Raw genomic sequence first — 19,878 nt, 5'->3', positions numbered from 1 at the left:
GCCATGTCCATCCTCGTCGACAAGCACACGCGGGTGATGACCCAGGGCTTCACCGGAGCCCAGGGCACCTTCCACGCCGAGCAGGGCATCGCCTACGGCACGAACTACGTGGGCGGCGTGACGCCGGGCAAGGGCGGGCAGACCCACCTGAACCTGCCGGTCTTCGACACGGTGGCGGAGTGCGTGGAGAAGACCGGCGCCGACGCCTCGGTCATCTACGTGCCGCCGCCCTTCGCGGCGGACTCCATCCTGGAGGCGATCGCCGCCGAGATCCCGTTGGTCATCTGCATCACCGAGGGCATCCCGGTGATGGATATGATCAAGGTGAAGCGGGCGCTCTCCGGTTCCAAGTCCCGCCTGATCGGGCCGAACTGCCCGGGCGTGATCACGCCGGAAGCCTGCAAGATCGGCATCATGCCCGGCCACATTCACAAGCGCGGCTCGGTCGGGATCGTCTCCCGCTCCGGCACCCTCACCTATGAGGCGGTGGCCCAGACGACGGCGGCGGGGCTGGGCCAGTCCACCTGCGTCGGCATCGGCGGCGACCCGGTGAAGGGGACCGACTTCCAGGAGGTGCTCGAGCTCTTCCTGGCCGACGACGAGACGAAGCAGATCGTCATGATCGGCGAGATCGGCGGCCAGTCGGAGATCATCGCCTCCGAGTTCCTGGGCCGGGAGAACCGGCCAGGCAGCCCGAACTACAAGCCGGTGGTCGGCTTCATCGCCGGCGCCACCGCCCCCCCGGGGCGGCGGATGGGCCATGCCGGCGCGGTCATCTCCGGCGGCAAGGATACCGCCGAGGCGAAGATGGACGCGATGCGGGCGGCCGGCATCCATGTGGCGGACAGCCCGGCGGCGCTGGGCTCCACCATGGTGAAGGCGATCAAGGGCTGATGGGACGGCCGGGCAGGCCAGCGGGGGACCCGGACCTCCCCGCCCGAAGCGGGGCGGGTCTGCATCCCGCCGACCTGCCACAAGCCTGCCATCCGCCCTATGTATGCGCTCGCCGCTCCGGAAACGGGGCGGCGTTCCGCCTTTCGGCGGCCAGCAAGCAATAACTGGAACGGCCCCGGCGCGAACCGCGCCTCCAGGCCAGGAGAGCATCATGCCCGGTGTGGACATCCTTGCCAGCGCGATGAGCGGCGCCAACGCCGCCTTCCTCGCGGACCTCTACGCGCGCTGGGTGGAGAAGCCGGATTCCGTGGACTCCTCCTTCCAGGAGCTGTTCGCGGCGATGAACGACGACGCGCGGGCGGTGCTGGAGGACGCGACCGGCGCTTCCTGGGCCCCGCGTGCCCGCGGCGGCTTCGCCCCTGTCGAGGAGGCGGCGCCCGCCGCCAAGGGCGAGAAGGGCGGCAAGCCTGCGGTGGAGCGCCGCGCCGACCCCGGCGTGACGCGGGGCGAGGTGCTGGACTCCCTTCGCGCCATCATGCTCATCCGCGCCTACCGCGTCCGCGGCCATCTGGAGGCGGATCTCGACCCGCTGGGGCTGCAGAAGCAGAAGCCGCATGCCGAGCTCGACCCGGCGAGCTACGGGTTCACCGAGGCCGACTGGGACCGCCCGATCTTCATCAACAAGGTGCTGGGCCGCGAGACCGCGACCCTGCGCGAGATCATGGCCATCCTGAAGGCCAGCTACTGCGGCCCCATCGGGGTCGAGTTCATGCACATCCAGGACCCCGACCAGAAGTCCTTCATCCAGACCCGGATCGAGGGCGCACCCTGGGCGAAGGCGTTCGACGGGCAGGCCAAGCGCACCATTCTCCGCCAGCTCACCGAGGCCGAGGGCTTCGAGGCCTTCTGCGCCCGCAAGTTCGTCGGCACGAAGCGCTTCGGGCTGGAGGGCGGCGAGTCCACCATCCCCGCCATCCAGGCCGTCATCGAGACAGCGGCGAAGGGCGGCACGACCGAGATCGCCATCGGCATGGCGCATCGCGGCCGGCTCTCCACCCTGGTGAACGTGGTCAAGAAGTCGCCGACACAGGTCTTCGCCGAGTTCAAGGGGCAGGGCCACGCCGAGGACGCGATGGGCTCCGGCGACGTGAAGTACCACCTCGGCACCTCCACGGACGTGGAGATCGGCGGGCGGCAGGTGCACCTGTCCCTCCAGCCCAACCCCTCGCACCTCGAGGCGGTGGACCCGGTGGTCATCGGCAAGGTGCGCGCGCGCCAGGACCAGGCGGGCGACACCAAGGGTCGGCGCTCCGTGATGGGCATCATCCTGCACGGCGATGCCGCGGTCGCCGGGCAAGGCGTGGTCTATGAGACGCTGGCGATGAGCCAGCTCATCGGCTACCGCACGGGTGGCACGGTCCACATCGTCACGAACAACCAGATCGGCTTCACCACGACGCCGGCCCACGCCTATTCCGGCCTCTACTGCACCGATGTGGCGAAGGCGGTGCAGGCGCCGATCCTGCACGTGAACGGCGACGACCCGGAGGCGGTGGTCTTCTGCGCCCAGCTCTGCGCCGAGTTCCGGATGCAGTTCGGCGCCGACGTGATGCTGGACATCGTCTGCTACCGCCGCCACGGCCACAACGAGGGCGACGAGCCCGCCTTCACCCAGCCCCTGATGTACGCCCGCATCAAGGACATGCCGACGACGCGCACGAAGTACGCGCAGCGCCTGGCCGCCGAGGGCTCGGTGCCGGCGGACGAGTCGAAGGCGATGCTGGACGCCCACAACGCCGCCCTGGAGGAGGCCTTCCAGGCCGCCCAGTCCTTCAAGCCGAACAAGGCGGACTGGCTGGAGGGCCGCTGGGCCGGCCTCGTCGCCCCCGGCATGGAGGAGACCGAGGAGGAGACGGCCACCGCCGTGGACGCCGCCCGGCTCCAGGAGGTCGGCGCCGCCCTCTCCCGCGTGCCGGAGAGTTTCCACGCCAACCCGAAGATCCTCCGCCAGCTCGAGGCGAAGAAGCAGGCGATCGAGAGCGGCGAGGGAATCGACTGGGCGACGGGCGAGGCGTTGGCCTTCGGCACCCTGCTGCTCGACGGCCACCGCGTGCGCCTCTCGGGCGAGGACGTGCAGCGCGGCACCTTCTCCCAGCGCCACGCCTACCTGATCGACCAGCAGACCCAGGCCGAGTACGTGCCCCTGAACAACATCCGGGAGGGGCAGTGCCGGCTGGAGGCGTTCAACTCCCTGCTGTCCGAGTTCGGCGTGCTGGGCTTCGACTACGGCTACTCCCTGGCCGACCCGAACACGCTGGTGTGCTGGGAGGGGCAGTTCGGCGACTTCGCGAACGGCGCGCAGGTCATCATCGACCAGTTCATCTCCAGCGCGGAGACGAAGTGGCTGCGGATGTCCGGCCTCGTGATGCTGCTGCCGCACGGCTATGAGGGCCAGGGGCCGGAGCACTCCTCCGCCCGTCTGGAGCGCTACCTCCAGCTCTGCGCCGAGCGGAACATGCGGGTGGGCAACCTGACGACGCCGGCGAACTACTACCACGCGCTGCGCCGCCAGCTGAAGGCGAACTACCGCAAGCCGCTGATCCTGATGACGCCGAAGTCGCTGCTCCGCCACAAGCTGGCGGTCTCCCCGCTCGCCGACTTCGCGCCGGGCAGCAAGTTCCGCCTCGTGATCGGGGAGACGGACGAGCTGGTGGCGCCGGAGAAGGTGCGCCGCGTCGTCCTCTGCACGGGCAAGGTCTATTACGACCTGCTGGCCGAGCGGCGCGACAAGGGCGTGAAGGACGTCGCCATCATCCGGATCGAGCAGCTCTATCCCTTCCCGCGCGTCTCGCTGCCGAAGGCGCTGGCCCCCTACGTCAACGCGGAGGTGGTCTGGTGCCAGGAGGAGCCCGAGAACATGGGCGCGTGGAGCTTCGTGGACCGGAAGATCGAGGGTTCGCTCTCCGTCCTCTCCCACAAAGCGGGCCGCCCGGTCTATGTCGGCCGTCCGGCCGCGGCTTCCCCCGCCACGGGGCTTGCCAAGGTCCACGCGCAGCAGCAGGAAGCGCTGGTTCGCCAGGCTCTCGGCCTGAGCTGAGATGGAACTGGCCTGAGGGACCGACGAACGATGACCGAGATCCTGGTGCCCACCCTGGGCGAGAGCGTCACCACGGCCACCGTGGCCCGCTGGCTGAAGAAGGCCGGCGAGGCGGTGGCCGCCGACGAGCCCGTGGTGGAGCTGGAGACCGACAAGGTCACGGTGGAGGTGAACGCCCCCGCTGCCGGCACCATCGAGAGCATCGCCGCCGATGAGGGGGCCGAGGTCGAGGTCGGCGCCGTGCTCGGCGTGCTCGGCTCCGGCAGCGGCGCGGCTCCCGCGCCGAAGCCGGCTGCTCCGGCTGCCGCGCCGGCCGCGGCACCGAAGGTGGAAGAGCCCCGTCCGGTCGCCGGGCCCGTCGCACGCCCCGGTGGCGCCGAGCCCACCGCCGCCACCGGTGGCCATGCGCCGCTACCCGCCGCCGCGAAGATGATGGCGGACAAGGGCGTCTCGGCGGATCAGATCGGCACCGGTTCCGCCAAGGACGGCCGGATCGCCAAGGGCGACGTGCTCGCCTTCCTCAGCCGTCCGGCACCGGAGGCGCCCAAGGCCGCCCCGAAGGCCGCGCGCGCCCCGGAGAGCGGCGAAGAGCGGGTGAAGATGACCCGGCTCCGCAAGACCATCGCGAACCGGCTGAAGGAGGCGCAGAACACCGCCGCCATGCTGACCACCTTCAACGAGGTGGACATGTCGGCGGCGATGGCGCTTCGGTCCGAGTACAAGGACGCCTTTGAGAAGCGCCACGGCGTGAAGCTCGGCTTCATGAGCTTCTTCGTTCGCGCCTGCGTCGTCGCGCTGCAGGAGTTCCCGGCCGTCAACGCCGAGATCGACGGCGACGACATCGTTTACAAGAACTTCGTGAACATGGGCATCGCGGTCGGCGGCCCCTCCGGCTTGGTCGTGCCCGTGCTGCGGAACGCGCAGGACCTGTCCTTCGCGGGCATCGAGAAGGCGATCGGCGACTTCGGCAAGCGCGTGCGCGACGGCCAGCTGAAGCTGGAGGAGATGGCGGGCGGCAGCTTCACCATCACCAATGGCGGCATCTACGGCAGCCTGATGTCCACCCCGATCCTCAACCCGCCGCAGTCCGGCATCCTGGGCATGCACGCGATCAAGGAGCGGCCGGTGGTCGTCGCCGGCAAGATCGAGGTGCGGCCGATGATGTACCTCGCCCTGTCCTACGACCACCGGATCGTGGACGGGAAGGAGGCGGTCTCCTTCCTCGTGCGTGTGAAGGAAGCGATCGAGGACCCGCGGCGGCTGATCCTCGGGCTCTGATCACCCCGGGGAGGCGCTGCCTCCCCGGACCCCGGGCGGCGGCCGAAGGTTTCCTGCCCCTCCCCTGGGGGGGGGCGGAAGCACTGCTTCCGCTGTGCTCCCCGGACCCCGCGATCTGTTTCAGGACTTCAGCGGGACGAGGATGTCGGTCAGCCACTCGCTCGGTGGCAGGCTGCGGCAGTCGTTCAGGTAGTCCTCCATGCAGGGCAGGTCGGCCGGCTCCTCGCCGCTGGCCGGCAGCCAGTCCCGGAACAGGGCGTCATAGGCCCCTTCCAGCTCGGCATAAGGGCCCTGGAAGCGCAGCGCGGCGACGCGGAGCGCCGGCAGTTCCACGATTCGGACCTCCCCGTCGCCCTGCACCTCCGGGCCGACCTCCATCCCCGCTTCCGACCGGAGCTGCGCCGCCGGGACCGTTTCCGGATCATCGAAATAGCGGCCGATGAAACGGTTGCCGCTCAGCCCGTGCGCCGCAGCCCAGGCCAGGAGCCGGTCGAAGGTGCTGCCGATCTCGGTGTAGGCGCCGTGGTGCGGCATCACGGCCAGCCGGAGGGGTGGCAGGTCGCGGATCGAGACGTCGGGCATGGTGATCCTTTCCTCATGAGGATGGGGCCGCAGCACCCGGCCCAGCCCGCCCAGCGCCCGGTAGGCCGCCGGAGGGACGCCGTAGGCCGCCCGGAAGGCGCGGGTGAAGGACGCCGCCCCGGAGTAACCGGCCTCCCGCGCCGCCGTCTCCACCGGTTCCCGCCCCCGGATCAGCGCGGCCGCCCCGCGGTGAAGGCGCAGGCGGATGAGTGTTTCCGCCGGTGTCTCCCCGGTCAGCAGCCGGTAGATCCGGTGGAAGTGGCAGGGCGAGAAGGCGGCGGCCTCGGCCAGCGCCGCCAGGTCGGGCAGGCGGTCGGGGTCCCGCGCCAGCAAGGCCATGGCGCGCGCAATGCGGGCGCCATAGTCCAGGCGGGTGGCGGGCTTCAGGGGCAAGCGGACCTCCGTGCTGCGGTGACCGGACCTTGGCGCGGGTCGGCTTTGCGGCGCTTGCGGACTTCGCGGGGGCGCCTTGCCACCTTATTCATGAGCAGATTCACGCTCCGGGGCGATTCCGCCCCGCCGCGATCTGCTCTAACCCGCCCCATATTCCGGCAACGACCCTTCAGGACCCGACCATGCCCGATTCCTTCGACCTGATCGTCATCGGCGCCGGCCCCGGCGGCTATGTCTGCGCCATCCGCGCCGCGCAGCTCGGCATGAAGGTGGCCTGTGTGGAGAAGCGGGAGACGCTCGGCGGCACCTGCCTCAACATCGGCTGCATCCCTTCCAAGGCGCTGCTGCAGAGCAGCGAGAACTTCGAGGAGCTTGCTCACAAGTTCGCCGACCACGGCATCCAGGTGGAGGGGATAAAGCTCGACCTCGCCCGGATGCAGGCCCGCAAGGGGGAGGTGGTGAGCGCCAACGTGAAGGGCGTGGAGTTCCTGTTCCGCAAGAACAAGGTCACCTGGCTGAAGGGCGCGGGGACGATCACCGCGCCGGGCAAGGTCTCCGTGGACGGCACGGAGTACGAGACGAAGAACATCGTCATCGCTACGGGCAGCGAGAGCATCCCGCTGCGCGGGGTGGAGGTGGACGAGAAGCGGATCGTCACCTCCACGGGCGCGCTGGAGCTGGAGAGCGTGCCGAAGCACCTCGTCGTCATCGGCGGCGGCGTGATCGGGCTGGAGCTGGGCAGCGTGTGGCGGCGCCTGGGCGCCGAGGTGACCGTGGTGGAGTTCCTCGATCGCATCCTGCCGGGCATGGACGACGAGACGGCGAAGGCCTTCCAGCGCGTGCTGCAGAAGCAGGGCTTCAAATTCAAGCTCGGCTCCAAGGTGACCGGCGCGGCGCCGGGCGCGGACGGCCTCGCCGTGACGGTGGAGCCGGCCAAGGGCGGCGCCGCGGAGACGCTGAACGCGGACGTCGTGCTCGTCGCGATCGGCCGCCGGCCCTACACGGAGGGGCTGGGCCTGGAAGCGGCCGGGGTGGAGCTGGATGAGCGCCGCCGCGTGAAGACGGACGGCCACTTCGCCACGAACGTCCCGGGCATCTACGCGATCGGCGACGTGATCGCCGGCGCCATGCTCGCCCACAAGGCGGAGGACGAGGGCGTGGCGGTGGCCGAGATCCTCGCCGGCCAGCATGGCCACGTGAACTATGGCGCCATCCCCGGCGTGGTCTACACCTGGCCCGAGGTTGCCGCGGTCGGCGAGACGGAGGAGGAGCTGAAGGCGCGCGGGCAGGCCTACCGCGTCGGCAAGTTCCCCTTCACCGCCAATGGCCGCGCCCGCGCGATGGGCGACACCGACGGCTTCGTGAAGATCCTCGCGGACAAGGACACGGACCGGATGCTCGGCGCCCATATCCTGGGCCCCGACGCCGGCACGCTGATCGCGGAACTGGCCCTGGCCATGGAGTTCGGCGCCTCCGCCGAGGATGTGGCCCGCACCTGCCACGCCCATCCCTCGCTCAACGAGGCAGTGAAGGAGGCGGCGCTGGCCGTGGACGCGCGGGCGCTGCACATCTGAACCGGACTTGATCGGCGCGGGGGCGGGACCATCTGGCGGCGATGCCGGATCAGCCCGTTGTTCCCGCCCCGAGCTCCAATCCGGGATACGTGACCCTGCGGCCCGCCCCGGGCCGCAAGGCGCTCGGCTGGTTCTTCATCGTCCTCGGCATCCTCGGTTGCATCCTGCCCTTCCTGCAGGGGTTCCTCTTCCTCGCGCTCGGCGTTTTCGTGCTGCGGGACCAGCATTACTGGGCCGCGAAGCGTTGGGCCTGGCTGGCCGGCAAATGGCCGGCGGCCGTGTCGAAGATCGAGGAGATGGAGCGGAGCATGACGGAGCGCATGTCCGGCTGGGGGCTGCGCCTGCGACGGGCCCTCGGGCGCGGCTGACGCGGGGCGACGGGCGGCGCGCCCTGGCCTAGCGTCTGCTTGGGAAGCGTCGGCGCTTCCCAAGCAGGACCCCGATGCCCCGTCTCCTGATCATCAATCCGAACACCTCAGAACCCGTCACCCGCAGCATCGCCACCCTCGCGCGGGACGAGCTGGGGGACGCGGCGGAGATCACCGCTGTCACGGCGCGATTCGGCGGGCGCTACATCGCCAGCCGCGCCACCGCGGCGATCGCGGCCCACGCGGTGCTGGACGCCGCGGCGACGGCCCTGCGTAACGGGGCGGCGCCCGATGCCATCATCCTCGGCTGCTTCGGCGATCCGGGGCTGGCGGCGCTGCGGGAGGCAACGGGACTGCCCGTGCTCGGCTTCGCCACGACGGGATTCACCGTGGCCGCCCGTCTGCCCGGGCGTTTCCTGGTGGCGACCGGCGGGACGATCTGGTGCGAGATGCTGTCGGAGCTGGCGATCACCCTTGGCGTCGCGCCGCGCATCGCGGGCTATGTCTCGATCGACGAGGCGGCGTCAGACCCGGACCGTGCCCGCGCCGCGCTGGCGGAGGCCGCGGCGCGCACCGGCGCGGCGCGCGTGGTCGTGGGCGGGGCCGGGCTGATCCCGGTCATGCCGCGGCTGGCAGAGGGCCTGCCCGTGCCGTTCCTGGACCCGCACCGCGCGACGCTGCGGGAGGCGCTGCGGGTGGCGCGGGAGGATGCGGCGGCACCAGCGCCGAGCGCGACCGAGGGCTTGTCGGAGGCGCTGTCGGCGTTGCTCAGGGCCGGTGCGGAGTAACTCCGTTTCCTCGCCTTGGCCGCGGCGGGCCGGATCAAAACGGTCTCGTGACAGCCTGACAGAAACAGATGGGGGGCCGGGGGAATACCTTCCCCCGGCCTTCCTCCTCACAGCATCGACGCCGTCACCCCGCCGTCCACGAAGATGATCTGCCCCGTCACGAAGTCGCTTGCCGGGGAGGCGAGGAAAACCGCGGTGCCGGCGATCTCGCGCGGGTCGGCGTAGCGTCCGGCGGGGGTGCGGCGCTTGATCATCGCGACCCATTCCGGATTCACCGAGAGCGGCGCGTTCAGTTCCGTGTCGAACCAGCCGGGGCCGATGGCGTTCGCCTGCACGTTGAAGGGCGCGAGTTCCACGGCAAGCGCGCGGATGAACATCTTCAGCCCGCCCTTCGCCGCGGCATAGGGCGTGATGGTGCCGCGGCCGAGCTCGGAGGCGAGGCTGCCCGTCGCGATCACCTTGCCCCGGCCGCGCGCCTTCATCCCCGGCGCCAGTGCGCGGGCAAGACGCATCGCGGCGGTCAGGTGCGTGTCCATCACGGAATACCAGCCCTCATCCGTCACCTCCTCGATGGGACGGCGGAACTGGTTGCCGGCGTTGTGGACGAGGATGTCCACCGGAAGGTCGCGCGTCGCCGCGGCGATGGCGTCGCTGCTGGTGACGTCGAAGGGCAGGGCGCGCGCGTCCAGCCCGTCGGCGCGGAACTCCGCCACGCGCGCCTCCACCGCTGCCGGGTCACGGGCGTTCAGCAGCACCGCGGCCCCGGCCTCCGCCAGTCCGCGCGCCATGGCCAGGCCGAGGCCCCGGGAGGCCCCGGTGACGAGGGCCGTGCGCCCGGTCAGGTCGAACTGGGCGGCGTGGTTGGCGTGCATGGATGTTTTCCCTGCGGCGCGCATCGGCCGCTCTCGCGCGGAGCCTGCCCGTCGCGGTTGAGGGACTCAACCGGCAGGAGGCATCACTCCTGGGACCCTCCGCAGAAGTCGAAGCTCCCCGTCCGTGCGGCGACGGCCGCCGCGTCGTCGCCGTGGCGCAATCGCGCCGTGGCGGAAGTGGTGCGTACCCCGCTCCGCCCCACACCGCTCGGCCAATCCTCTGCTTGCCAGGTCAGGACCCAGTCGTGCCAGGCGGGGTCCGGGCCGGGAACCACCCGGATGGACAGCGACCCGGTCGACTCGTCATGGCAGTGGCGGGACGTCCGGTGGTCGCGCTCGCTGAAACAGGCGCGGACCATCTTGGAGCAGGAGAAGGGGACCTCCGGGAACAGCGTCGCGTCCGCGCCGACCGCCCCGCCCTCGGCTGGCAGCAGCAGGAAGTCCGCGCGGGAGAAAGAGGCCCCGCCCCCTGCGTAGCCCTCGTTCCGCACCCTCTGGAAGGCCACCGCCCAACGGTCCGGCCCAGCGGGGTACAGGGCGGGGAAGAGGCGGGTGGCGGCATCCTCCTCCCGCCCCAGGGCCAAGGGGTGGCCGCGAAAGTCCCAGCGCCGGCGAAGCTGCCACTGGCCGCGGGAGAAGCGCAGCTCCGCCAGGACGGGGCCGGGCAGGATCGCGTGGTAGGTGCCCACCGCCGCGTTCGCCGCCCGGAGCAGGCTGGGAGGAGTCCTCGCCCCGCCGCAGGGGGCTTCGGCCAGGCGGCAGACCGGCTCCTGCCAGCTCCGTTGCGGCAGGAAGCCTTCGGCCACGACGCGGAGCGGGACGGGGCGGGGCAGTTCTGCCGCGCGCGGCGCGGCCACCGATCCGGCCGCGAGCAGGACGAGGACCGCCCCCTGGCGGATGCTTCTGCCGCCGATGGGAAATCGTCTCCGCACCGCCCTGCCGCCCCCCCCGTCCTCCCGCAGGATGCTCCCGCCCCATCGTCGGAGAAACGGGAAACTCTGGCCTCCCTAACTTGCATCTTGCAATCCGGCCACGGAGAGGCTTGCATGTTGCAAGTCAGGGAGGCCGCCAATGGCCCGCACGGACTTCACCCGCATGCGCTGCCCCATCGCCCGCGCCATGGCGGTGCTGGGGGAGCGCTGGGCCATCCTCGTGATGCGGGAAGCCTTCTACGGCACCACCCGCTTCGACGACTTCCAGCGCCAACTCGGCATCGCCACGAACATCCTCTCGGCCCGGCTGGGCAGCCTCGTCGAGCATGGACTCCTGGAGCGCGTGCCGGCCGAGGGCGGGCGCCATGCCTATCGCCTGACGGAGAAGGGCCGGGACTTCTTCCCAGCCTTCGTCGCGATCAAGCGCTGGGGCGACCGCTGGATGGGGGATCCCGCCGGGCCGGTGGTGCGGCTGCTGGACCCCGACACCGGCGAGGATCTCGAGGTGTCGCCGCTGGTCGGCGCGGCGGGGCGGCCCTTGGGGCCGGAAACGGTGCGCTTCGCGCCCGGCCCCGGGGCGGGAGAGACGATGCGGCGGCGCTTCGGCGGGGCCGAGTGCCAGGAGAAGGATGTGACGGTTGGCTGACACCCTTGCTGCGACTCCCGTCGCCGCCCCCTTGCTTACGCCGCCGGGCACGGCGGATGTGATTCGACGGATCGGTGCCCTCGCGGCGCCGACCGCGCTGATCTCGGTGCTGCAGGTCACCGGCCAACTCTTCGAAACCTGGCTCGCCGCCCGGCAGGGCACGGCGGCGCTCGCGGGCTGGGCGGTGCTGCTGCCCTTCGCGCTGCTCATGCAGATGATGTCCACCGGTGCCATGGGCGGGGGCGTCGTCTCCGCCATCGCCCGCGCCCTGGGGGCGGGAAAGCGGGACGAGGCGTCGGCGCTCGTCGTCCATGCCGCCTTGATCGCGGTGATGGCGGGCGGGATCTTCGCGATCGCGCTGGCGGTCTTCCCGCGGACGATCCTCTCGGCCATCGCCGGGCCGATCGCGGCAGAATCGGCGGCGGTCTACGCCACCTGGCTCTTCGGGGCGGGGGCCATCCCGGTCTGGCTGGCGAACACCTTCGCCTCCGTCCTGCGGGGCGGCGGGCGGCACGCGCTCGCGGCGCGGGTGCTGGTCTTCGCCTGGGTCGCCTACCCTCCGCTCGCCTGGGTGCTGGCAGAGCCGGCGGGGCTGGGGCTCGCCGGGCTTGGCATCGCGATGGCCGGGGTGTTCTGGGCCGCCTCGCTCGCGATGATCACGGTGGTCGCCCGCGGCGGCGCCGGCTTCGTGCCGGAGTTCCGCGTGCGGCCCTCGGGCGCGCTGTTCCGGCGCATCCTCTCGGTCGGGCTGGTGGCGAGCCTTCTCGCCGGCGTGGCGAATCTGACGACGATCCTCGTGACGGCGCAGGTCGCACGGCACGGGGCGGCGGCGGTGGCGGCCTACGGCATCTCGGCGCGGCTGGAGTTCCTGATGATCCCGATCGCCTTCGGCATCGGCTCCGCGCTCACGGCCCTCGTCGGCCGCGCGGTCGGCGGGGGGGATTGGGCGACGGCGCGCCGCATCGCCTGGACGGGCGCGCTGATGGCCTTTGCCATGGCCGGCGCTGTGGGGCTGGTCGTGGGACTGTTCCCCGGCACCTTCGCCGCGGCCTTTACGCGCGATCCGGAGGTGGCGGCGATCGCCGCCCGCGCCCTCGGCTATGTGGGCCTCGCCTTCGGCGGCTTCGGGATGGGGATGGCGTTCTACTTCGCGTCCATGGGGGCCGGGCGGATGCGCTGGCCCGTCCTGGCGGGGGTGTCGCGGATCGGGTTGGCCGTCGGGGGCGGCTGGTGCCTTGCAAACCTCGCGGGGATGGGGCTGGAGGGGCATTTCCTCGGCGTCGCGCTCGGCATCACCGCCTATGGGCTGGTCACCGCGGCGGGAGTGCGGCCGGGCGTCTGGCGGGCCGCCTGAACCGGGTTGTCCCGGGGCGCGGGCGGCCATCGGCCGCGTCCTCGCTCCTTCGGCACGCGGCTGTAGGAGGTCCGGCCGGGCGCCCCGTGCCCATGCTGCATCGCGACACAGAGACGACATTTTCCGCCACACCGGCGTGACACTGGAACGGTAAACCGGCGTTCAGCACCCCAGGAGGGCTGACCGCCATGACCCCGCACCGCCTCGCGCCGCTTCCGCGACTCGCCCGGCTGGTGCTGGCGGCCTGGACCCGCGTGGTGCGCTCCACCCGCTACCGCCCGGAGCGCCGCTACATGCGCGGCGTGGCGCGTCACGCGGCGCTCGCCCTGATCGGCCTTCCGCTGCTCGCCGGCGTGGCGCAGGCGAGCCCGTCCGGGGAGCTGGACGCCTATGACCGCCTGCTCGCCCATGCCGAGGGGGAGCTGCGTCAGGCCCTGGTGAAGCCCGGTGCCGGCGGCCAGCGCCTGACGACGAGCCTGCGCGGCGCCGAATTCGCCGTCACCCTCGCGCCTGAGCCCGTGTCCCGCGTCGCGGCGGACCGGGAGGCTTTCCGCCGCGCCCTGTCCCATTGCCCGGCCGCGGCGGCCCCCGCCGCGACCTCCCGGCCGCGGAGCGAGCCGGAGTCCCTGGCGCATGACGCGCTCGGCACGCTGCGCGGGATGCGCTGCGCGGTGGCCGCCGCCTCCGGCGACACGCATCGCGGCGCCTGGTGGGGTGGACGGGCCGAGGCCGCCCTGGCCTTCGCCTTCACCGTGCTCCGGCCGGCGCGCACGCCGGTGATGCTCTGAGCCGGTGAGGCACGGCGCTGTGCTGAGCCGCTCCATGCGGGCGATCGCGACCCTGGCCGGTGCTTCGCCTGTGCTCGCGGTCATGGTCGCCCCGGCGCTGGCCCAGGAGCGGCGGCCCGCGGCGCCCACGCCGATGACGATCGAGGAGCAGTGCCGGCAGGAGGTCGCTCGTCGCTACCCGCCCGGATCCCTCTCCCGTGGGCGGCGGGAGCGGGAGAACCTCATCGCCTCCTGCGTCGCGAATGGCGGGCGGCTGCCCTGACCCGAATGGCGCGGCTCAGTCCGCGCGCGGGTGGGCCTTTCGCCAGGTCTCCAGCAGCCCCGCCGAGTCCACCGCCGTGTAGCGCTGCGTGGTGGAGAGGCTGGCATGCCCCAGCAGCTCCTGGATCGCGCGCAGGTCCGCGCCGCCGCCGAGCAGGTGGGTGGCGAAGGAATGGCGCAACGCGTGGGGCGTCGCGTGCTCCGGCAGTCCGGTCAGCCGGCGCAGGTCGCGGAGCGCGCGCTGGGCGACGCCGGGATTCAGCCGGTCCCCCTTGGCACCGGTGAAGAGCGGCTCGCCCGGCCCGGCCGCGCCGCGAAGGCGAAGCCATTCCTTCACCGCCGCCTCCACCGCCGGCAGGACGGGGACGACGCGCTCCTTCCGGCCCTTGCCGAGCACCCGAAGGCCGGTCCCGGCCTTCGGCGCGTCGCGCACGTCGAGCGCGAGCGCCTCCGCGATACGCAGCCCGCAACCATAGAGAAGCGTGAAGAGCGCGCGGTTGCGGGCGGCGAGGCGCGGGTCGTCCTCGGCCTCGTCCGTGTCGCGCGTGACGGCGCGGGCCTGGGGGGCGGTCAGGGCGCGGGGGACGGGCGGGCGGCGGCGCGGACCGGTGACGCCGGCCAGCGGCAGGGGCGGCAGGCCGTGGCGGCGTACGAGGAAGCGCAGGAAGGTCTTGATCGCGGAGAGCTGCCGCGCGCGGGAGGAGGCGCCGATCCCCTGCGAGGCGCGATGCGCCAGGAAGGCGCGCAGGTCGGCCAGGCGCAGTGCGGCGAGATCGGGCTCGCCGCCCTGGTGGGCTGTCAGGAAGCCGAGGAGGTCGGCGAGGTCGCGGCCATAGGCTTCCACGGTCTCCGGGCTGGCGCGCCGCTCCGCGGTTAGCCAGTCGAGGAAGGCGACGCGGGCTGCGGCGGCGTTCATCCAGCGTCGAGGGCGCGGGCGAGGGCGTCCGCGAGAAGGCGCAGAGGAGCCGTCGCGCCGTGCGTCGGCAGCGCGCCGGGGCTGCGGGCGCCGAGCACGAGTAGCCGAGGCGCCGTGCCGGGCAGGCGGACCAGGGCGTCGCGCTGGATCAGCGGGTGCGTCTCGCCGTGCAGGGCGGCTGATTCGGCCAGGGGCAGGTTCCGGACGGCGGCCTCCCGGCCGCCGAGCAGGCGCTCCACAGTACCGGCGGGCAGGGGGCAGCGGGCGGCGAGGCGCTCCTCGGCCAGGGTGGCGGCCTCCAGGCCGAGCAGGGCGGGCCATTCGCCCGAAACGACCGCCAGCGGATCGGGGGCGCCGATGAGGGCGACGGCAGCGGCGGCCGCGCGCAGGGTCAGGTCCTGGCCGGCGCGGGCGGCGGCCGCCACCGATCCCGTCTCGGCCCGCGCCACGGCGAGTAGGGCCTCCATGTGGTCGGCCAGATTGTCCCCGTGCACGCGGCGCGGCGGATGGAGGGCGCGGTAGAGGGCCGGGTGCTCCGCCAGGAACCGGGGATGGGCGGAGAGGTAGCGGGCCACGCGCACCGCTTCCTCATCCGGGGCGGGGGTGTCCGGCTGGGGGCCAGGACGGGTCATCGGCGGCAGTGTGCCAGCCGCGGGCGGAGGTGGCGAATCGGGCTTTGGCGGCGATTCCGCTGAAAGCACCGGCTGTATACGCATCGAGAAGGATCGCGGGGTCCGGGGGGCACGTCTGCCCCGGCCGAGGGTCCGGGAGGCGGCGCCTCCCGGAGACACGCTGGCGACGGCGCAGGCCGAAGCCCGGCCATCCTACAGGATGGACTGCCCGGTCTTCTTCCAATCGGCGAGGAAGGCTTCCAGCCCGCGGTCGGTCAGCGGGTGCTTGTAGAGCGACTTGATGACGGCCGGGGGCAGGGTGGCGACGTGGGCCCCCATCTTCGCCGCCTGGATCAGGTGGATGGGGTGGCGGATGGAGGCCACCAGCACCTCGGTCGTGAGGGCGGGGTAGTTCCGGTAGATCTGCACGGTGTCGGCGATGAGGGTCATGCCGTCCTGGCCGATATCGTCCAGCCGGCCGACGAAGGGGGAGATGTAGGTAGCGCCGGCCTTGGCCGCGAGCAGCGCCTGGGCCGCAGAGAAGCACAGGGTGACGTTGACCATCACCCCGTTGTTCACCATATGTTTGCATGCGCGCAGCCCCGCTTCCGTCAGCGGCAGCTTGATGACGACGTTGGGGGCGATCCGGCCCAGGTGCTCCCCCTCGCGCATCATCCCGTCGTAGTCGGTGGCGGTGACCTCCGCGGAGACCGGGCCGGGGGTGATGTCGCAGATCTCCTTCACCACCTCGGACATAGCGCGGCCGGACTTGGCGATGAGGGAGGGGTTGGTGGTGACGCCGTCGAGCAGGCCGCTCTCGGCGAGGGCGCGGATTTCGGAGACCTCGGCGGTGTCCACGAAGAACTTCATCTGGATTGTCCTGGAAATCGCCGCCGGGCGGGCGGCCATGGCGGCGGATCAATAGCGATGAGCGACGCCGAGTCCAGGACGTTCGACGGCGGGCTGTTTGAAGGATTGGAGTCCGCCCCGCCGGCGACCTCCAAGGGCAAGCGGCGGTCGGCGAAGCCGGCCGGCCCGCCATCGCGCCGCGTGCGGGTTCTGCTGCCCCTGCCGCTGGAGACGCCGGGCGGCGGTGCCTACGATTACCGCGTCCCGGCCGGCCACCCCCTGCCGGAGCCTGGCACCTTCGTCGCCGTGCCGCTGGGCGGGCGGGAGATGCTGGGCGTGGTGTGGGACGGCGATCCCGACCCGAGCCTGCCCGAGGGCAAGATGCGGGACATCATCACCCCCATGCTCGCCCCACCCATGAAGGAGAGCCTGCGGCGCTTCGTGGAGTGGGTCTCGGCCTACACCCTCGCGCCCCCCGGCGCGGTGCTGCGGATGGCGATGAGCGTGCCCTCCGCCCTGGAGCCGCCGGGGCAGCAGGCGGGTTGGAAGCTCTCGGCGGCCGGGCTGGCGGCGCAGGGCGGGGCGCCCGGCTACCGCATGACGGCCCAGCGCCGCCGCGTGCTGGATGTGATGACCGCGGAGGAGCCCCGGGCCGGCGCCGACATCGCGGTCGAGGCGGAGGTCTCGACCGGCGTGCTGCGCGGCATGGCCGATGCGGGGCTGATCGAGCCGGCCCTCCTGCCGCGCCCGCGGGCCTTCTCGCGCCCCGATCCGGAGCATCCCGGTCCGTCCCTGGCGCCCGAGCAGGCGGAGGTGGCGGCAAGCCTGCGGGATGCCGTGGCGAAGCGCGCCTTCGGCGTGACGCTGCTGGCGGGCGTCACCGGGTCCGGCAAGACGGAGGTCTATCTCGACGCGGTGGCGGAGTGCCTGCGCCAGGGACGGCAGTCGCTGGTGCTGCTGCCGGAGATCGCGCTGTCGTCCCAGTGGCTCGACCGCTTCAAGGCGCGCTTCGGCTGCGCACCGGCGCTCTGGCACTCCGAGCTGTCCGGCCGGCAGCGGCGCGCCACCTGGCGCGCGGTGGCGGAGGGGGAGGCGCAGGTCCTCGTCGGTGCCCGATCCGCCCTGTTCCTGCCCTTCCCGGACCTCGGCCTCATCATCGTGGACGAGGAGCACGAGACCGCCTTCAAGCAGGAGGACGGCGTCATCTACCACGCGCGCGACATGGCGGTGGTGCGCGCCCGGATGGCCGGGGCGTCCTGCGTCCTCGTCTCCGCGACGCCGAGCCTGGAGACGCTGACCAACGCCGAGCAGGGCCGCTACACCGCGCAGCGCCTGCCCACGCGGCACGGCAGCGCCGGCCTGCCCGAGGTGGAGGTGCTGGATCTGCGGAAGGTCCCGCCGGAGCGCGGGCGGTTCCTCTCGCCGCCCCTGATCGAGCTGATCACGGCCACGCTGGCGCGGGGGGAGCAGGCGATGCTCTTCCTGAACCGGCGGGGTTACGCGCCGATGACGCTGTGCCGGACCTGCGGCCACCGCATCCGCTGCCCGAACTGCACCGCCTGGCTCGTGGAGCACCGGGCCCAGCGCCGCCTGCAGTGCCACCACTGCGGCCATGCCGAGCCCATCCCGCAATTCTGCCCGGAGTGCGGCGCCGAGGGGAACCTGACCGCCATCGGCCCCGGCGTGGAGCGAGTGCAGGAGGAGGCGGCGCAGCTCTTCCCCGAGGCCCGCCGACTGGTCATGGCGTCCGACACCATCCCCGGTCCCGCCGCGGCGGCCGAGGCCGCGCGGCAGATCGCCGAGCGCGAGGTGGACCTGATCATCGGCACCCAGATCGTCGCCAAGGGCTGGCACTTCCCGCACCTGACGCTGGTCGGTGTGGTGGACGCGGATCTCGGCCTCGCCGGAGGGGACCTGCGCGCGGCCGAGCGGACGGTGCAACTGCTGCATCAGGTCGCCGGCCGCGCCGGCCGGGCCGAGAGCCCGGGGCGGGTCTTGCTGCAATCCTGGAACCCGGACCACCCGGTCATGCAGGCGCTCGTCTCCGGCAACCTGGACAGCTTCATGGCCGAGGAGGCCGAGGCCCGCCGCCCCGGCTCCTGGCCCCCCTTCGGGCGGCTCGCGGCCCTGATCGTGTCATCCGAGGACGAGCGGGCGGCGGACCGCGTGGCGCGCGACCTCGGCCTGGCCGCACCGGGCGGGGAGGGGGTGCAGGTGCTGGGTCCGGCGCCGGCACCGCTGTCCATGCTGCGCGGCCGCCACCGGCGGCGCCTGCTGCTGAAGGCTCGGCGGGACGTGGCGGTCCAGCCGCTGCTGCGAGACTGGCTCAGCCGGGTGGAGGTGCCGAACGCGGTCCGGGTCCAGGTGGACGTGGACCCCGTGAGTTTCCTTTAGAGGGATGGGTCGAAAATTGCCCTGAATACGCACATGCCGAATCCGCCCCGGCCTTTGCCGGAGCGGACGCGCGATCCGCGACGGTGATGACGCGGACCTTGCTGCGACGAATACGTTGCCCGGATGGCCGAATCGGCGGCCTGAGCGGTGCTAACCCTGCCGCGGAAGGTCCTCGCGGGCGTTCCGGGCCTCGGCCTTGCCCTCGCCCTCGATGATTTTCTCGTTCACGTCGGGGGTGGCCACGAAGCCGGTGATCACCTTCGGGCTGATCGGGTCGGAAGCAGGGAAGGTGTCCTTCACCTCCTTGTCCAGCTTGGCGTCCGTGCCGGCGCCGGGCTTCAGATCGGACACGTACTCGGCACCCTGGCGCGGCTGCCGCATGTCGGTGCCATCAGGCTTGTTGACGCGATCGCTCATGACGGGTCTCCCCTGGCCGGTTCATAGGCCGCAGCCTCGGGCGGCGGCTCTTCCCGTTGAAGCGCGCAGAGGCGGGCAGGGTTCCAATGACCTTTCCGCTGGTGTTTGCCGGTCCCGGCCGGTTGCGGTGCGACATTGCATCATGTTAAGGGCGCGCGCCGGCGAAGGGGGCCCCGACCGGGGCCGTTTCCGCGCGCCGCGCGCCGGCCCGAATCCGCCCCGTGCGGCGCGGGTCGCCGGACTCCACCCTAGGACGGGATCGCCAGTGGCCTCCGACGCAGCCGCGATGAACGCCTCCCCCGGGACCCTGGCCGGGGCCTCCCCGACCGGTGCGGGGGAGCGATATGCCCAGGCCCTGCTCGAGCTGGCCAAGGACAGGAAGTCGGTGGACGCCGTCGCCGGCGACATGGACCGCCTCTTCTCCCTGTGGCGGGACGATGAGGGCTTCCGGGCCTTCGTCGCCGATCCCCGGCTCGATTCGACGGCCCAGCGGAACGGTGCCTTCGCCGTGCTGGATCGCGCTGGGATCGGCGGGGACGTGAAGAACCTGGTGGGCGTGCTGATCGCCAACCGGCGCTTGTCGTCGCTCCCCTCCGTGGCCACCTCCTTCGGCGCGCTTCTCGCGGAGCAGCGCGGGCAGCAGACCGCCGAGGTCACCACCGCCCACCCGCTGACCGGCACGCAGCGCACGCAGATCGCGGCGCGGCTGACGGAGGCCGGTTACTCCAACGTCCGCCTCATCGAGACGGTGGACCCCTCCATCCTCGGCGGGCTGATCGTGAAGATCGGCTCCCGTCTCTACGACACATCCATCAAGTCCAGGCTGCAACGCCTGTCCTACGTCATGAAGGGAGCCGCCTGATC

General features: G+C 72.2%; 19 protein-coding genes. 12 read left to right on the top strand and 7 right to left on the bottom strand.

Annotated elements, in window-relative coordinates; genetic code table 11:
* Positions 1 to 3: 3 nt before the first annotated feature.
* From sucD to odhB, 3 genes are all read left to right on the top strand, one after another.
* Complete coding sequence (sucD, locus tag ACP6CK_RS09005) at positions 4 to 894, top strand: succinate--CoA ligase subunit alpha (RefSeq protein ID WP_426958548.1); 891 nt, start codon at positions 4 to 6, stop codon at positions 892 to 894.
* A 211-nt stretch (positions 895 to 1,105) separates the two neighbouring features.
* Complete coding sequence (locus tag ACP6CK_RS09000; protein WP_426958547.1) at positions 1,106 to 3,991, top strand: 2-oxoglutarate dehydrogenase E1 component; 2,886 nt, start codon at positions 1,106 to 1,108, stop codon at positions 3,989 to 3,991.
* A gap of 30 nt (positions 3,992 to 4,021) precedes the next feature.
* Entirely contained in the window at positions 4,022 to 5,269 is a 1,248-nt protein-coding gene (gene odhB, locus ACP6CK_RS08995) for a 2-oxoglutarate dehydrogenase complex dihydrolipoyllysine-residue succinyltransferase (protein ID WP_426958546.1), read from the top strand.
* A gap of 120 nt (positions 5,270 to 5,389) precedes the next feature.
* Here odhB and ACP6CK_RS08990 read toward each other — a convergent pair whose 3' ends face one another.
* The gene (locus tag ACP6CK_RS08990) at positions 5,390 to 6,244 is read right to left on the bottom strand and encodes an AraC family transcriptional regulator (RefSeq protein WP_426958545.1); all 855 of its coding nucleotides are present in this window, start codon (positions 6,242 to 6,244) and stop codon (positions 5,390 to 5,392) included.
* Between the two features lie 182 nt (positions 6,245 to 6,426).
* Between ACP6CK_RS08990 and lpdA the strand changes: the two genes are divergently transcribed.
* From lpdA to ACP6CK_RS08975, 3 genes are all read left to right on the top strand, one after another.
* Positions 6,427 to 7,818 (top strand): dihydrolipoyl dehydrogenase, encoded by a 1,392-nt coding sequence (lpdA, locus tag ACP6CK_RS08985; protein WP_426958544.1) that lies wholly within the window; start codon positions 6,427 to 6,429, stop codon positions 7,816 to 7,818.
* 89 nt (positions 7,819 to 7,907) lie between these two features.
* Complete coding sequence (locus ACP6CK_RS08980) at positions 7,908 to 8,186, top strand: PGPGW domain-containing protein (protein ID WP_426958543.1); 279 nt, start codon at positions 7,908 to 7,910, stop codon at positions 8,184 to 8,186.
* Positions 8,187 to 8,260: 74 nt separating this feature from the next.
* The gene (locus tag ACP6CK_RS08975; RefSeq protein ID WP_426958542.1) at positions 8,261 to 8,974 is read left to right on the top strand and encodes an aspartate/glutamate racemase family protein; all 714 of its coding nucleotides are present in this window, start codon (positions 8,261 to 8,263) and stop codon (positions 8,972 to 8,974) included.
* A 107-nt stretch (positions 8,975 to 9,081) separates the two neighbouring features.
* On the opposite strand, the gene ACP6CK_RS08970 is transcribed toward ACP6CK_RS08975, so the two are convergent.
* Positions 9,082 to 9,846 (bottom strand): SDR family oxidoreductase, encoded by a 765-nt coding sequence (locus ACP6CK_RS08970; RefSeq protein WP_426958541.1) that lies wholly within the window; start codon positions 9,844 to 9,846, stop codon positions 9,082 to 9,084.
* An 83-nt stretch (positions 9,847 to 9,929) separates the two neighbouring features.
* Positions 9,930 to 10,778 carry a hypothetical protein gene (locus tag ACP6CK_RS08965; protein ID WP_426958540.1) on the bottom strand — a complete coding sequence of 283 codons (849 nt, stop codon included), beginning with the start codon at positions 10,776 to 10,778 and terminating at the stop codon, positions 9,930 to 9,932.
* Positions 10,779 to 10,917: 139 nt separating this feature from the next.
* Here ACP6CK_RS08965 and ACP6CK_RS08960 point away from each other — a divergent pair, with 139 nt between their 5' ends.
* The 4 genes from ACP6CK_RS08960 (at position 10,918) to ACP6CK_RS08945 (ending at position 13,828) form a co-directional block, all read left to right on the top strand.
* Positions 10,918 to 11,424: a winged helix-turn-helix transcriptional regulator gene (locus ACP6CK_RS08960; protein ID WP_426958539.1), complete on the top strand. Its 507-nt coding sequence runs from the start codon at positions 10,918 to 10,920 to the stop codon at positions 11,422 to 11,424.
* The gene (locus ACP6CK_RS08955) at positions 11,417 to 12,778 is read left to right on the top strand and encodes an MATE family efflux transporter (RefSeq protein ID WP_426958538.1); all 1,362 of its coding nucleotides are present in this window, start codon (positions 11,417 to 11,419) and stop codon (positions 12,776 to 12,778) included. Before ACP6CK_RS08960 ends, ACP6CK_RS08955 begins: the two co-directional genes overlap by 8 nt.
* A 188-nt stretch (positions 12,779 to 12,966) precedes the next feature.
* A complete protein-coding gene (locus ACP6CK_RS08950; RefSeq protein WP_426958537.1) occupies positions 12,967 to 13,566 on the top strand; it encodes a hypothetical protein in 600 nt (199 codons plus the stop codon).
* Positions 13,567 to 13,600: 34 nt separating this feature from the next.
* On the top strand, positions 13,601 to 13,828 hold the full coding sequence (locus ACP6CK_RS08945) for a hypothetical protein (RefSeq protein WP_426958536.1): 228 nt from the start codon (positions 13,601 to 13,603) through the stop codon (positions 13,826 to 13,828).
* A gap of 15 nt (positions 13,829 to 13,843) precedes the next feature.
* Here the strand turns inward: ACP6CK_RS08945 and ACP6CK_RS08940 are convergent, their stop codons facing one another.
* The 3 genes from ACP6CK_RS08940 to fsa form a co-directional block, all read right to left on the bottom strand.
* Complete coding sequence (locus ACP6CK_RS08940) at positions 13,844 to 14,743, bottom strand: tyrosine recombinase XerC (RefSeq protein WP_426958535.1); 900 nt, start codon at positions 14,741 to 14,743, stop codon at positions 13,844 to 13,846.
* Positions 14,740 to 15,375: a hypothetical protein gene (locus tag ACP6CK_RS08935; protein ID WP_426958534.1), complete on the bottom strand. Its 636-nt coding sequence runs from the start codon at positions 15,373 to 15,375 to the stop codon at positions 14,740 to 14,742. Before ACP6CK_RS08935 ends, ACP6CK_RS08940 begins: the two co-directional genes overlap by 4 nt.
* 192 nt (positions 15,376 to 15,567) lie before the next feature.
* Entirely contained in the window at positions 15,568 to 16,224 is a 657-nt protein-coding gene (gene fsa, locus ACP6CK_RS08930) for a fructose-6-phosphate aldolase (RefSeq protein ID WP_426958533.1), read from the bottom strand.
* A 57-nt stretch (positions 16,225 to 16,281) separates the two neighbouring features.
* On the opposite strand from fsa, the gene ACP6CK_RS08925 reads away from it, so the two are divergent.
* Complete coding sequence (locus ACP6CK_RS08925; RefSeq protein WP_426958532.1) at positions 16,282 to 18,597, top strand: primosomal protein N'; 2,316 nt, start codon at positions 16,282 to 16,284, stop codon at positions 18,595 to 18,597.
* A gap of 150 nt (positions 18,598 to 18,747) precedes the next feature.
* Here ACP6CK_RS08925 and ACP6CK_RS08920 read toward each other — a convergent pair whose 3' ends face one another.
* Positions 18,748 to 19,014 (bottom strand): hypothetical protein, encoded by a 267-nt coding sequence (locus tag ACP6CK_RS08920; RefSeq protein WP_426958531.1) that lies wholly within the window; start codon positions 19,012 to 19,014, stop codon positions 18,748 to 18,750.
* A gap of 286 nt (positions 19,015 to 19,300) precedes the next feature.
* On the opposite strand from ACP6CK_RS08920, the gene ACP6CK_RS08915 reads away from it, so the two are divergent.
* Positions 19,301 to 19,876: a F0F1 ATP synthase subunit delta gene (locus ACP6CK_RS08915; RefSeq protein WP_426959895.1), complete on the top strand. Its 576-nt coding sequence runs from the start codon at positions 19,301 to 19,303 to the stop codon at positions 19,874 to 19,876.
* Positions 19,877 to 19,878: the final 2 nt, after the last annotated feature.

It is taken from the genome of Muricoccus radiodurans, assembly GCF_050154705.1.
Lineage (GTDB): Bacteria > Pseudomonadota > Alphaproteobacteria > Acetobacterales > Acetobacteraceae > Roseomonas > Roseomonas radiodurans.
The sequence above is the reverse complement of the archived record's forward strand: the minus strand, read 5'-3'. Positions and strand labels throughout refer to the sequence as shown.

Excerpts from the sequence above, each read along its gene's own strand:
- ACP6CK_RS08945 (WP_426958536.1), top strand. The coding sequence starts at position 13,601 with ATGCGGGCGATCGCGACCCTGGCCGGTGCTTCGCCTGTGCTCGCGGTC.
- fsa (WP_426958533.1), bottom strand. The coding sequence starts at position 16,224 with ATGAAGTTCTTCGTGGACACCGCCGAGGTCTCCGAAATCCGCGCCCTC.
- lpdA (WP_426958544.1), top strand. The coding sequence starts at position 6,427 with ATGCCCGATTCCTTCGACCTGATCGTCATCGGCGCCGGCCCCGGCGGC.
- odhB (WP_426958546.1), top strand. The coding sequence starts at position 4,022 with ATGACCGAGATCCTGGTGCCCACCCTGGGCGAGAGCGTCACCACGGCC.
- sucD (WP_426958548.1), top strand. The coding sequence starts at position 4 with ATGTCCATCCTCGTCGACAAGCACACGCGGGTGATGACCCAGGGCTTC.
- ACP6CK_RS09000 (WP_426958547.1), top strand. The coding sequence starts at position 1,106 with ATGCCCGGTGTGGACATCCTTGCCAGCGCGATGAGCGGCGCCAACGCC.
- ACP6CK_RS08950 (WP_426958537.1), top strand. The coding sequence starts at position 12,967 with ATGACCCCGCACCGCCTCGCGCCGCTTCCGCGACTCGCCCGGCTGGTG.
- ACP6CK_RS08935 (WP_426958534.1), bottom strand. The coding sequence starts at position 15,375 with ATGACCCGTCCTGGCCCCCAGCCGGACACCCCCGCCCCGGATGAGGAA.
- ACP6CK_RS08920 (WP_426958531.1), bottom strand. The coding sequence starts at position 19,014 with ATGAGCGATCGCGTCAACAAGCCTGATGGCACCGACATGCGGCAGCCG.
- ACP6CK_RS08940 (WP_426958535.1), bottom strand. The coding sequence starts at position 14,743 with ATGAACGCCGCCGCAGCCCGCGTCGCCTTCCTCGACTGGCTAACCGCG.
- ACP6CK_RS08970 (WP_426958541.1), bottom strand. The coding sequence starts at position 9,846 with ATGCACGCCAACCACGCCGCCCAGTTCGACCTGACCGGGCGCACGGCC.
- ACP6CK_RS08960 (WP_426958539.1), top strand. The coding sequence starts at position 10,918 with ATGGCCCGCACGGACTTCACCCGCATGCGCTGCCCCATCGCCCGCGCC.
- ACP6CK_RS08925 (WP_426958532.1), top strand. The coding sequence starts at position 16,282 with ATGAGCGACGCCGAGTCCAGGACGTTCGACGGCGGGCTGTTTGAAGGA.
- ACP6CK_RS08975 (WP_426958542.1), top strand. The coding sequence starts at position 8,261 with ATGCCCCGTCTCCTGATCATCAATCCGAACACCTCAGAACCCGTCACC.
- ACP6CK_RS08915 (WP_426959895.1), top strand. The coding sequence starts at position 19,301 with ATGAACGCCTCCCCCGGGACCCTGGCCGGGGCCTCCCCGACCGGTGCG.